At 33.9% G+C, this 12,805-nt stretch carries 13 protein-coding genes; 3 read left to right on the top strand and 10 right to left on the bottom strand.

Annotated features, from left to right (window positions below; translation table 11 throughout):
* Window positions 1–98: 98 nt before the first annotated feature.
* The gene (gene dprA / locus HNQ00_RS13365; protein WP_173839001.1) at window positions 99–1,199 is read left to right on the top strand and encodes a DNA-processing protein DprA; all 1,101 of its coding nucleotides are present in this window, start codon (window positions 99–101) and stop codon (window positions 1,197–1,199) included.
* A 206-nt stretch (window positions 1,200–1,405) separates the two neighbouring features.
* On the opposite strand, the gene HNQ00_RS13360 is transcribed toward dprA, so the two are convergent.
* The 6 genes from HNQ00_RS13360 to trpS form a co-directional block, all read right to left on the bottom strand.
* Entirely contained in the window at window positions 1,406–1,852 is a 447-nt protein-coding gene (locus tag HNQ00_RS13360) for a hypothetical protein (protein WP_173839000.1), read from the bottom strand.
* Between the two features lie 23 nt (window positions 1,853–1,875).
* Entirely contained in the window at window positions 1,876–2,328 is a 453-nt protein-coding gene (locus HNQ00_RS13355) for a hypothetical protein (protein ID WP_173838999.1), read from the bottom strand.
* On the bottom strand, window positions 2,319–3,365 hold the full coding sequence (locus tag HNQ00_RS13350) for a hypothetical protein (protein WP_173838998.1): 1,047 nt from the start codon (window positions 3,363–3,365) through the stop codon (window positions 2,319–2,321). The genes HNQ00_RS13355 and HNQ00_RS13350 overlap by 10 nt, the downstream gene beginning before the upstream one ends.
* A 121-nt stretch (window positions 3,366–3,486) precedes the next feature.
* Window positions 3,487–3,912 (bottom strand): hypothetical protein, encoded by a 426-nt coding sequence (locus HNQ00_RS13345; RefSeq protein ID WP_173838997.1) that lies wholly within the window; start codon window positions 3,910–3,912, stop codon window positions 3,487–3,489.
* A gap of 17 nt (window positions 3,913–3,929) precedes the next feature.
* On the bottom strand, window positions 3,930–5,225 hold the full coding sequence (locus HNQ00_RS13340) for a hypothetical protein (protein WP_173838996.1): 1,296 nt from the start codon (window positions 5,223–5,225) through the stop codon (window positions 3,930–3,932).
* A 239-nt stretch (window positions 5,226–5,464) separates the two neighbouring features.
* On the bottom strand, window positions 5,465–6,442 hold the full coding sequence (gene trpS, locus HNQ00_RS13335) for a tryptophan--tRNA ligase (RefSeq protein ID WP_173838995.1): 978 nt from the start codon (window positions 6,440–6,442) through the stop codon (window positions 5,465–5,467).
* Window positions 6,443–6,695: 253 nt separating this feature from the next.
* Between trpS and HNQ00_RS13330 the strand changes: the two genes are divergently transcribed.
* Entirely contained in the window at window positions 6,696–7,442 is a 747-nt protein-coding gene (locus tag HNQ00_RS13330; protein WP_173838994.1) for a lysophospholipid acyltransferase family protein, read from the top strand.
* A gap of 319 nt (window positions 7,443–7,761) precedes the next feature.
* Here HNQ00_RS13330 and recA read toward each other — a convergent pair whose 3' ends face one another.
* From recA to HNQ00_RS13310, 4 genes are all read right to left on the bottom strand, one after another.
* Window positions 7,762–8,769, bottom strand: a complete 1,008-nt coding sequence (gene recA / locus HNQ00_RS13325) for a recombinase RecA (RefSeq protein ID WP_173839029.1) — start codon at window positions 8,767–8,769, stop codon at window positions 7,762–7,764.
* Window positions 8,770–8,947: 178 nt separating this feature from the next.
* Entirely contained in the window at window positions 8,948–9,457 is a 510-nt protein-coding gene (locus tag HNQ00_RS13320) for an acyl-CoA thioesterase (protein WP_173838993.1), read from the bottom strand.
* 31 nt (window positions 9,458–9,488) lie between these two features.
* Complete coding sequence (locus tag HNQ00_RS13315) at window positions 9,489–9,872, bottom strand: DoxX family protein (protein WP_173838992.1); 384 nt, start codon at window positions 9,870–9,872, stop codon at window positions 9,489–9,491.
* Between the two features lie 4 nt (window positions 9,873–9,876).
* Window positions 9,877–11,025 (bottom strand): DNA polymerase III subunit, encoded by a 1,149-nt coding sequence (locus HNQ00_RS13310; RefSeq protein WP_173838991.1) that lies wholly within the window; start codon window positions 11,023–11,025, stop codon window positions 9,877–9,879.
* 481 nt (window positions 11,026–11,506) lie between these two features.
* On the opposite strand from HNQ00_RS13310, the gene HNQ00_RS13305 reads away from it, so the two are divergent.
* Complete coding sequence (locus HNQ00_RS13305; RefSeq protein ID WP_173838990.1) at window positions 11,507–12,694, top strand: phosphoglycerate kinase; 1,188 nt, start codon at window positions 11,507–11,509, stop codon at window positions 12,692–12,694.
* The last annotated feature ends 111 nt before the right edge of the window (window positions 12,695–12,805 follow it).

Raw genomic sequence — 12,805 nt, 5'->3', positions numbered from 1 at the left:
CAAAGTTAGGTAATGAAAATAGTTATCAAAATTTTATTCACAATTTTTATTAACAATTCCCATAAATTATCTATATATTTCAGCACCAATATATTAACATGAATGAACAAGATTTATTTTATTTACTAGCACTACAAAGAATTGAAGGCGTAGGAGACATAATGGCCAAAAAACTACTAACACATTGCGGCAACGCTGAGGCAGTTTTTAAGGCTAAGAAGTCGCAATTAGCAGCTATCGACGGCGTGGGAACTAACTTACTCAAGAATTTAAGCGATACTTCTGTTTTCGAAAAAGCAACAAAGGAAATGGCATTTATCAATGAAAATAATATCAAAGTATCGTTTTTTCTTGATGAAGAGTATCCTGATCGATTAAAGCATTGCATTGATGGTCCTTTACTTTTATTCTCCTCTGGAAACATCAATTTAAAAAATAGAAAAATAATCAGCATCGTAGGAACGCGCCAAATAACAGCATACGGAATTGAATTTTGTAGAAAATTCATAGAAGATTTGGCTCCCTTAGATCCTATCATTGTAAGCGGATTTGCTTATGGAGTTGATATTGTTGCACACCAACTAGCAATGGAATATAAGCTGCAAACAGTAGCTGTGGTAGCGCACGGTTTGAACCAAATTTATCCCAAAATACATAAAAAATACGTGGCTAAAGTGGAGGAAAATGGTGGTTTTATGACGGAATTCTGGAGTACAGCTAATCCTGACAAGGAAAATTTTGTAAAGCGAAACCGCATTGTGGCTGGAATGAGTGAGGCAACCATTGTAATAGAATCTGCTGATAGGGGAGGTTCCTTAATCACCGCTAATATCGCTAATGATTACAACCGAGATGTGTTTGCAGTTCCAGGTCGAGTCACCGATAAATACAGTCAAGGTTGCAACAACTTGATTAAAACCCAAAAAGCAAATGTGCTTACCAGTGCAGCCGATTTGATTTATATTCTAAATTGGGACATCCAGAAGGAAAGGCAACCAGTACAAAAACAACTGTTTGTTACTCTAGAAGATGACGAACAAAAAGTCTACGATTACCTTTTAAAATCAGGTAAAGAGTTAATGGATATTATCGCCTTGCAATGTAATTTCCCTATTTATAGAATTTCGGGACTTTTGTTAAATATGGAATTAAAAGGAGTAGTGCGACCGCTGCCAGGGAAATTGTTTGAGGCGATATAAGTGGACATTAATAAACTGCAGATTCACAAATCATTTGTCACGTAGACAATTTGCGAATTTGCGGTTTAACTTCTTTCTGTACTATTTTCAATCACCTCAAAACCTAGTTTTAACAAAGCATCTATTTCAGGAAGTTTTCAGATAAAGTTAGAGACATTCGCACAGCAGTTCTTAGATATTTAAGAATACTTTGTAGTGCTGGGTTTTTAATTCAGCGTATAGGTTTTCCATCTTAAGTACTTGCCGTCCTTCAATTTATGTATAATATAAGTAGGAGCAGTTGTTTTATAGCCATTTTCTCTAAACTGCTTGACTGTAATGTACTTAATACAATCTAAAGATTTTAATTTCTCTGGTTTTAAACCAAAAACAGAAAGATTTACCGAAAAATTAGGTAATCCAGCACTGTTTCTGTCCCTTGGATCATCATAATAATCTTTCGTTGCTTTATCTCTTACTTTTTTGGTTTGATATTTTTCAAAATATATTGCAAAAGTTGCAGCTGTTGTATCATTATTAAAACCATATTTTCCAGTGATTTTATCATTTAAATCTAGCAATATGGTTGTTTTCTCATGTTTTAATTCTTGTGCACAAGAAATGTAACATATGCTTAAAAGGAACAAAATTGTAGTTTTTTTTCTTATTGACATGGTGTATTTTTTATTAAGTCAAATTAATAGCTTATGCCAATTACGTCCCATTTTAAATAATATCCTTCATCTGACTTATATATAAAATACATAGGATAACCTTGAGGAAATAATTTATCTCGAAATTGTTTCATAGTAAGAACATTGATACCGGTTAATGATTTTATTTTCACTGGTTTGGTGAAACTAATAAAACTTACAGTAAAACTAGGTAGTCCAGCACTATTTCGGTCTCGTGGGTCATTATAATAGTCTTGCATTGCTTTGTCTCTTGCAACTTTTGTTTGGTATTTATCGACAAAAATACTGAAGCGGGCCTCCGTCGAATCTTTATTAATGCATATTTTGTTTATAGCTTTATTTTTTAGGTGAAAAAACACATTAATTTTCTTTTTTTCTATCCCGTTTTGTGAAAAGCATGAAAGAGTAATTAATAATAGTATTATACTTTTAATTTTTTTAAAGGCTATTGACATTTCGGATTGTTTTTTATAAAGTTTCTATAAATATCTAATTTTCTGATTCTTTCTGCTTGCGGAGTAGCTGACCATGCTGCGGTGGGTTGCGGAGGTAATCCTATTAGTTCATTTGGTTCTCCTCCACCCATAAGTCCAATCCAGGCTAAAGCATTATAAACGTCATTGCTTTGCGTATTATCGAATTGTTTCATAGTTTGTATTATTAAATCACGCGAAAGTTGTGCCATATATTCATGTTGAGGCTCTGATGGTGAACCACCAAGTGGAATTTCATATCTATACATAGTGTAATAATATGCTATTTCTTTCTCATCATTCCTAATGCCTTCAATAAACTCTGGGGACCATGGGATTTCTTTTTTATTTGAGAGAGTTAATAATTTTCTATACATTTCTGCATGAATCATTTCGTGCATAAAAGTTCTTGCAATATCTAATGGGGGTGTATTTAACTTATTTGGGTTGAATTTAATTTCAATCAATGAATTTATGGGTTCATAAGTTATCGCAGTTGCATTTGGATATTTAGGATCTAATCCTAAGCTAAGTTTTAGGTTTACTAAAGAAAAATCACCATCAAATTCTTTCAAATGATTTTGAAAAGTAGATGAACCTCCTAATTTATCGTAGATACCTTTTAAGCAAGGGTTGTTTTTAAATGAATTATCTATAATTACCTCGTCTAAGTGTATTACAGAACCACCACCGCCGCCATTTCCATAGTCCCAATTCATACCGTAGCTATTCCCTTCAGATCCGGTGTCAGCAAAACCAGTATATAGTGACATAAAGTTTACGGAATTTAGAGGATTGTGGTAATAGTTTTTGACAATCACAACGTCATAATCAGTAAAAGTAACCTTATCAATAATTATATCTTTACTTGTGATGGCATTGTTTTGATTTTTCTTGACATATTGGGCAGTAATAATGCCCTCTTTTACTTTATATCCATTGATGAATGAACCATTTAAGTTTTGCATTAGTATTTTTCCAGTAAATGATGCAATAGTAGTATTGTCATCTGGGTACATCGTAAAAACTACTGATTTTAGTTCTTTATCTATCTTTAATAATAGAATTCTACTGCTTGCTTTTTCCTGTTTATAAGAACCCCCTTTCTAACCTTTGGTTAGAAAGGGGGTTCTGTTCTTTTTATTTTTGTGGTTGGTTAATCACTTTAATCCTTACTACAGTTAAATTACCATATTTTTCGGCATCTTCTTTACTCCATTCCAATTCTTTTCCTTTTTTTCTTTCCTCCCATTTCCAGTCAATAATTTCTTTCACATAAACATATAAGGAGACTTTGTCTTCGTGACTACCTTCATTTTTATTAATTTGTTCTAATGTTCTGAACTTAAACGAGAAATACTGATGCCCCACTTCATTACTCGCTCCGGCATTTTTTATTGCGGGTTTGATTTCTTTTAGTAAATTTTTTAATGGTTTGTTTATAAATTGCTGTTCATTTGTTTTTAATAGTGGTACATCTTTGACTGTTTGAATCACTTGTTGTGCTTTGCAACCAGTGTTTATAAGTACAAACAGTATTGCGTAAAATTTTAGTGTGTTTTTCATGATTTTTTTGTTTAGTATTAATAACAAGGTATTGTATTATAAGTTTTAATGCCGTTGCTTTGTGTGGTTTCTTGGGTTTTAATAGGGTTAAATTTCCCAGAACTGTCTTGTTTTAGCAATGTGATTCCAGCCGAATATTTATCTAAGATAAAGGCTATTGCAGTTGTACGTCCTTCATTACCATAATCCATTATACTTTTTAGACCATCTATTTCGTAAAATATATCATTAGGAAATTCAGGGCTCTGATTAGGTAACTGGTCAGCAGGATATGTTTTTACAAAGTCTTGTGCCAGAGACAAGTTAGTGACGACTATTGCATATACTTCTCCATTCGTTAAAATATAACTAGTTGTAAAACTACTATTTTTTACATTGAGCTGCACACTTGCATAGATATCTCCCGCAGAAAGCGGTGTGTTGTTAGGGTGGTTGTGTAATGCCGCAAATGCTCCTGCCCAGTCTGTATTGGTTTGAACAATGTATTGGCTACCATTATTCATAGGTGCTTGTGTCATAGTACCGTCAGAAGCTTTACCTAATGTTATACTGTGCTCTTCGGTTGCATTGGCTTCATTAATTGCCTTAAGTGCGGTAAGATATTCTTTATTTTTTGATACAATGGTCGATTCTTGGGCTGCGATGCAAGGATCTTTTGTTGGTGTTGCAGGACTTCCACCACCACCGCCGCCATTTCCATAGTCCCAATTCATACCGTAGCTATTCCCTTCAGATCCGGTGTCAGCAAAACCAGTATATAGTGACATAAAGTTTACGGAATTTCGAGGATTGTGGTAATAGTTTTTGACAATCACAACGTCATAATCAGTAAAAGTAACCTTATCAATAATTATATCTTTACTTGTGATGGCATTGTTTTGATTTTTCTTGACATATTGGGCAGTAATAATGCCCTCTTTTACTTTATATCCATTGATGAATGAACCATTTAAGTTTTGCATTAGTATTTTTCCAGTAAATGATGCAATAGTAGTATTGTCATCTGGGTACATCGTAAAAACTACTGATTTTAGTTCTTTATTTATCTTTAATAATAGAATTCTACTGCTTGCTTTTTCCTGTTTATTTATAATTGGAATTACCGTTAACAACTGATTAGTATAGGTAATTTTTTCTTGCGAAATCTGATCGAAATTAGGTTGTAGTGTTATTTTTTTTCCTGTTTGCGAAGAAGTAGTTGCATTGTCTTCTCGTAGAAATGAAATCGCTGCTGACACGCTTACGGTTTCAATATTACTTTCTTTTTTAAGAGATTCTTCCTCTACTTGGCAGTTAGTGAATGTGAGTGACATGATAAATGCGAACAAGAAGGAGCCAAATGGCTTAGCCTTGACTAGCTTGCGTTTGGTTTGGTTTGGTTTGGTTCATGATCAGTTTTTAAAGTTAAAGTAATTTTTTAATACTGTTGCTAACAAAGTAACGGTTTCTAGTACGGAATCACAATACCCACTTTTAGTGATTTTTTTATTTAAACAATAATCCCCTTTCTATTAGAAAACAGAAAGGGGATTATTATAATTTTAAATACTATTTATAGCGCCTCAAAACCTAATTTTACTCTCACTTTTGCAAGAACGCCATCAGCAACCACAGCTGCTTTTTTAGCACCTACTTTTAATAAAGCGTCTACTTCAGGAAGGTTGTTGATATAGTAATTGTATTTTTCTCTTTCGGTTTTAAAGGTTTCGCAAATCAGTTCAAACAAAGCTTGTTTAGCGTGACCGTAACCATAGTTCCCACCTTCATAATTTGCACGCATCGCTGCTAATTGCTCTTCACTTGCCATCAACGAATAAATAGCAAAAGCATTGCAAGTATCTGGATTTTTTGGGTCTTCTAGTGGCGTACTATCTGTTTCTATAGACATTACTTGCTTACGCAATGCTTTATCATCAAGAAATATATTAATCAAATTATTTGCTGACTTACTCATTTTTCCACCATTTGTTCCCGGAATCAACATACCGTCTTCTTGAATCTTAGCTTCGGGAATAACAAATGTTTCACCCATTTGGTGATTGAAACGGGAAGCAACATCGCGGGTAATTTCTAAATGCTGCAATTGGTCTTTTCCCACGGGAACTACCTCCGCATCATACAATAATATGTCTGCTGCCATTAACATAGGGTAAGAAAACAATCCTGCGTTGACATCGTCTAAACGATCTGACTTATCCTTAAAAGAATGCGCCAATGTCAAACGTTGAAATGGAAAAAAGCAACTCAAATACCAAGATAATTCTGCAGTTTGAGGCACATCTGATTGTCTGTAAAAAACTACTTTGTTAACATCTAATCCACAAGCCAGCCAAGCTGCAGCAGTACTGTAGGTGTTGGTTCTTAAAGTTTCTCCGTTTTTTATTTGAGTAATCGAATGTAAATCAGCTATAAATAGAAATGATTCATTTTTAGGATCATTTGATAATTTAATCGCTGGAATAATTGCTCCCAATAAGTTTCCTAGATGAGGTGTTCCTGTACTTTGAACACCAGTAAGTATTTTTGCCATTGTATTTTTTTCTTGAAGGCAAAGTTCGCAAAGTTTTTTCTTTTTTAGTTCTAAATTTTAAAAACTTAGTTTTCTTTTATAAGTTTTCCTAGAGCCACTTCCACATTTCTCCAAATTTAATTTTTTACACGATACCACTGTAATGCAATTCGACATATAAAAATGAAGCAAGTTGTTTTAGCGAAACCTAAAAAATGCTTGTCAATCCAACTTTTGTAATTATAATAACTTTTGTTTCCTTATTTTTGGGCACATGAAAGGAATTAAGATTATTTTTTGGACCCTGTGGCGCGTTTGGTTTTATGTTGTGATGGCAATTCCAATTTTGATTATGTTCCCATTTTTAGTTTTATCGATTCTTTCAGAGAAAGGCTATCCCTATTTTTTTAAAATGGCGAGGATTTGGTCTAAATTCATTCTTTTCGGAATGGGATTTCACTATAAAATAGAACGAGAACAAGCTTTAGATCCTAACAAGAGTTACATGATTGTGGCAAACCATACCTCAATGACCGATATTATGTTGATGCTTGTGGTAATAAAAAATCCATTTGTTTTTGTAGGTAAAAAAGAGCTTTCAAAGATTCCACTATTTGGTTTTTTCTATAAACGAACATGCATTCTGGTAGATCGAAATTCCTCAAAGAGTCGTTTAGAAGTTTTTAACCAAGCACAAAAACGCATCAATAATGGCTTGAGTGTATGTATTTTTCCCGAAGGCGGCGTTCCTAATGATGAATCAATTGTGCTAGATACTTTTAAAGATGGCGCTTTTAGACTGGCTCTAGATCATCAAATTCCTATTGTTCCCATCACTTTTCCAGATAATAAAAAACGTTTCTCATTTACTTTCTACAGCGGAAGCCCCGGATTAATGCGTGTTCATGTAGGCAAAATTATAGCTACTCAGGGTAAAACGAGTTTAGATAGAAAAACGATTAGAGAGGAAGTTAGGGCGGTTATTTTACAAAAATTAACCGATTTTAAAATTGGAAATTAGTTCCCAATCCAGCTAACCTATTTTAAGCTAAAAAAAGAGCCTATTTAAACGCTTAACTGTTCCTTTAAACCTAAATAGCTTAAGTTATTTATAGATGTATTATTTCGGTTTAAAATAACGCGTTAGCTTGCAATGGAATTGTAAACAGACTAATCATTCGATAAAAAGAGAAAGCTATTGCTTGTAATTTAAGGTGAAAGCTTTGCTATGACTTATAAGCAGTTTAATTTTCGAATAAAAAAAAGAAAGACTACATACTAGTAAAAAAAAATTCCCGAATTTTCATCCGGGAATTTTAAAAATGTATGATTACAAAATGTTAAGCATCAGCTAACTCTTTGATTTTTTCTTTAATTTTTACTTCTAGTTCATCAGCTAGTTCTGGATTGTCTTTGATTAAAGATTTTACAGCATCACGCCCTTGACCTAATTTTGTTTCACCGTAGCTAAACCATGATCCTGCTTTTTTAACGATTTCAAACTCTACAGCTAGATCTAATATCTCTCCAGTTTTTGAAACTCCTTCACCGTACATGATGTCAAATTCAGCGATTTTAAATGGCGGCGCTACTTTATTTTTTACAACTTTAACCTTAGTTCTATTTCCTATTACGTTGTCTCCATCTTTAATTTGAGTAGAACGACGAATATCTAAACGTACTGATGCGTAAAATTTTAAGGCGTTACCTCCAGTTGTAGTCTCTGGATTTCCAAACATTACACCTATTTTCTCTCTCAACTGGTTGATAAAGAAAACAGTACAATTTGTTTTACTAATAGATCCTGTTAGTTTTCTTAACGCTTGTGACATTAATCTAGCATGAAGTCCCATTTTAGAATCTCCCATTTCTCCTTCAATTTCACTTTTTGGAGTCAAGGCAGCCACCGAGTCAATTACAACAATATCAATAGCTCCTGAACGAATAAGGTTTTCAGCAATTTCAAGTGCTTGCTCCCCGTTATCAGGTTGTGATATAATTAAATTTTCGATATCTACACCTAGCTTTTCTGCGTAGCTTCTGTCAAATGCGTGTTCAGCATCGATAAATGCAGCAATACCACCAGCTTTTTGAGCCTCAGCAATTGCGTGCAAAGTTAAAGTCGTCTTTCCAGAAGATTCTGGTCCGTAAATTTCGATGATTCTACCTCTTGGATACCCGTTTACACCTAATGCTAAATCGATTCCTAAAGACCCTGATGAAATTGTTTCAACTTCAACAATGGCTTTATCCCCCATTTTCATTACTGTTCCTTTTCCGTACGTTTTATCTAGTTTGTCCAGTGTTAACTGTAAGGCTTTTAATTTGGCTTCTTTCTCTGTACTCATCTTCTCTTTTACCTTTTCTTTCATTTATGTTTTTTTGTTGCGATTTGAAATGAACAGCTCTATTTGAACTATTAACTTCATTTTTTATAGCATTGCGCTCGTAAATTTACTTCTTTTTTTTAATTAAAATTTTCACTTTAAATAATAATTAAGATTTCAAAGTAACTGTTTACGTGATTTATACGAATAATGCCTTTAATTCTGTGGCGTCTTCTGGTTTCATCTTTCCTGCGATTACTAAGCTTAGTTGCTTGCGTCGTAGTGCAGCTTCAAAACGCGCTATCTCAAGCGGAGTTTCGGGTATGATTTGTGGCACTTCTACCGGTCTTCCAGTATCGTCAACGGCTACAAAGGTATAAATTGCTTCATTTGCCTTTGTTTTATTTCCTGATTCGCGATCTTCTACCCAGATGTCAATGAAAATTTCCATCGAACTCTTGAAAGAACGTGATACTTTGGCTTCGACCGTAACCACACTTCCTAAAGGAATGGCTCTATTAAAAGCTACATGATTTACAGAGGCTGTAACCACAATTCTTCTCGAATGCCTGCGTGCTGCAATACTTGCTGCGCGATCCATGCGAGCGAGTAATTCGCCACCAAAAAGATTGTTCAACGGATTGGTCTCACTTGGTAAAACTAAATCAGTTAAAATAGTTAGGGATTCTGAAGGGTGTTTTGGTGTCATATTTTTTTGAATGTAAATAATATTGTGTGGTTTAGTTTAACCAATAAACGGCCATCACCGCTGGAATAAAATAGATGACAATGGTTCTAGCGCCATCATAATCCTTTGCTAAACGTTGCCCGAATAATAGCATAATCAATGTAATACAAGAAAAAACTGCTCCGTAGTAGCCAAAAAGTCTTCCGTTGTTTACTAACAATTCGATACAGCCGACGATGCATAATATTCCCGAAATCATTTCTAATACGAGTATATTCATTAAGGCTAATGGTACATGATTTTTTAATCGTGTATTAGCAAAGTGGCCTTTTAACCAATCTAAGTTGTCTTTCCAATAAAAGATTTTATCATAGCCTGACTGTAAAAACGAAATGGCTAAAAAAACCAAAATTAAAATGGAAGCAGCATTGTTCATATCTTTATTTTTTATGGATTAATCGCGTTAATTTTATAGATAAATCAGTTAATATAATTTTTGCATTTCCATTACGCTCAATATGATACATAGCATCTGAAAGCTCTTTAAAAATGTCTTGAATGTTGTTTCCGTTTACAAAAGGAGCAAAATTCTCTAGTTTAAATTTATCGACTTTTGGTTCAAAGTACACTAAGTTTTTAGCTTCGTAGTTGATTAGTAACGCTTGTCTAAACATTTCAATGCAAAACTCTAAAAACTTCTTTTGCGTTTCTCTACCCAATCCAGCAATTTTTTCACTCCACAAAATCAAGTCTTGTATCGCTGCAGCATTCCCTTTAGCTTTAAACGCGGCTCTCACCCAGGTTACAAACCATTGTTCAAATGGTTGATCGCCTGTATCGTCATGCAACAAGTGCAGAGCTACATTGTAATTTCCTTGTGCTTGGTGTGCAATTTTAGCAGCTTCTTTTGGATCTGCATTTTCTTTATTTACAAGTGCTTCTGCAATAATAGGTTCTGTTAACCCATTAAAATGTAAAATCTGGCAGCGCGACCGTATGGTTTGAATAATATCTTCTTCATTTTCAGATATCAATATAAAAATCGTTTTCTCAGGCGGTTCTTCTAATAGTTTTAAAAGCTTGTTTGATGCTGCAATATTCAATTTGTCTGCCATCCAAACGAGCATGAATTTGTATCCACCTTCATATGCTTTTAGTGAAAGCGATTTCAATATTTCCTGAGCATCATCAACTCTAATTTCACCTTGTTTATTTTGAACGCCTAAAATGGCGTACCAGTCAAACAAACCTCCGTAAGGATTCTTAGTAATAAATTGCCTCCAGTCAGTGATAAAATCAATACTTTTTGGGCTTCTTTTTACCGTATCAGTAGTTACGGTAGGATAAGCAAAATGTAAATCAGGATGTGATATTTTTTGGAATTTAATATTGCAAGATTCGTTAGCACCGTTATTCTCGCCGTTTTGATTGTTACATAAAATGTACTGCGCATAAGCAATCGCCATAGCTAGTGTCCCGCTTCCTTCTGGACCCACAAACAGTTGTGCATGCGGAATCCTACCAGAATCTGCACTTTTTGTCAGATGGTTTTTTATATGTTCTTGTCCTAAAATTTCAGAAAATTGCATGGAACAAAGATAGTAGAAAATGATTGCCACTAAAATTTTACTGAGGAAAGTTTGTATTAAGAAAAGTACTTGGAATTAGGGTTTAGATATAAGGAGCACTAAGTCTTAAATAAGGCAAATATTAAAATTGATACTATTTAATTTTTGCTAATGCTAACGTACATTTTATACTCCATTTATATTGGAAGTTCTAGATTACAAGGATCTAAATCAGATATAGAATACAGCGGTCTAGCGGTTAATCAACTGTTTTCTATTCGAATATAAAATGACTGAACACCTTACAAAGTGGATTTATACAAGCGCGTTGCGGTATTTATTTATGATGGGCCCACTTTTAATTCATTCTCAACGAGGGACTATTAAATTATAACGTTTTCGTAAATTAAAGCCGTTGTTTTTTGAATAATTCGAATTTATAACTACTCCAAAAGTTCTATATTTGTTGCTATTACAATAAAAACTATAAAACTATAATAAGATGAAAACGATAAACGATTTTAATTTTAAAGATAAAAAAGCAATCATTCGCGTTGATTTCAATGTGCCGTTAGATGAGAATTTTAAAGTGACAGATGCTACACGTATCGAAGCTGCAAAGCCTACTATTGATGCTATTTTAGCACAAGGAGGAAGCGTGATTTTAATGTCTCACTTAGGACGTCCAAAAGGTGTTGAAGAGAAATATTCATTGAAACATATTGTTGCTGAAGCTTCAAAAATTTTAGGAGTAGACGTGCAGTTTGTCGCTGAATCTACTGGTGATGTTGCTAAAAATGCTGCTGCTAATTTAAAAGCGGGTGGTGTTATTTTACTTGAAAATTTACGTTTTCATGCTGAGGAAGAAGCAGGAGATGTTGCTTTTGCAAAAGAATTAGCTTCACTAGGAGATATTTATGTGAATGATGCTTTTGGAACGGCTCACAGAGCACACGCTTCTACTACAATTATTGCGCAGTTTTTTCCAACAGAGAAATGTTTTGGAAAATTATTAGCTAAAGAAATCGAAAGCTTAAACAAAGTATTAAAAAATAGTGAGAAGCCAGTTACGGCAGTTCTAGGAGGTTCAAAAGTGTCTTCTAAAATTACTGTGATCGAAAACATTCTTGATAAAGTAGACCACATGATCATAGGTGGTGGTATGACTTTTACGTTTGTGAAAGCATTAGGAGGGAAAATTGGGGAATCTATTTGTGAAGATGACAAAATGGAATTAGCTCTTGAAATATTAAGATTAGCTAAAGAAAAAGGTGTTCAAATTCATATTCCTGTTGATGTTGTTGCTGCCGATGATTTCTCAAATACAGCTAATACTAAAATTGTTGATGTAAATGAAATTCCTGATGGATGGCAAGGTCTTGATGCAGGTCCAAAATCATTAGCCATTTTTGAAAAAGTGATCATGGAATCTAAAACAATCTTATGGAATGGACCTCTAGGTGTATTTGAAATGGAAAGTTTTGCTAAAGGAACAATTGCACTAGGAAACTTTATCGCAGCTGCTACAGAAAAAGGAGCATTTTCACTTGTAGGTGGAGGAGACTCTGTTGCTGCTGTGAAGCAATTTGGTTTAGAAGATAAAGTAAGTTATGTGTCTACTGGAGGTGGTGCTATGCTAGAAATGCTAGAAGGAAAAGTGCTTCCTGGAATTGCTGCAATTTTAGATTAAGTAGTTCATTAGTAACAGATATTTGAATATTTTTTTGATTTCAACAGTCGGTTTTTGTAAAAAAAATGGTATAATTGCCTATTATAAGCCTTCTGTTGAAATTAAAATTAT

It is taken from the genome of Flavobacterium aeripolare, from assembly GCF_013294025.1.
Classification (GTDB): Bacteria; Bacteroidota; Bacteroidia; order Flavobacteriales; family Flavobacteriaceae; genus Flavobacterium.
The sequence above is the reverse complement of the archived record's forward strand: the minus strand, read 5'-3'. Positions and strand labels throughout refer to the sequence as shown.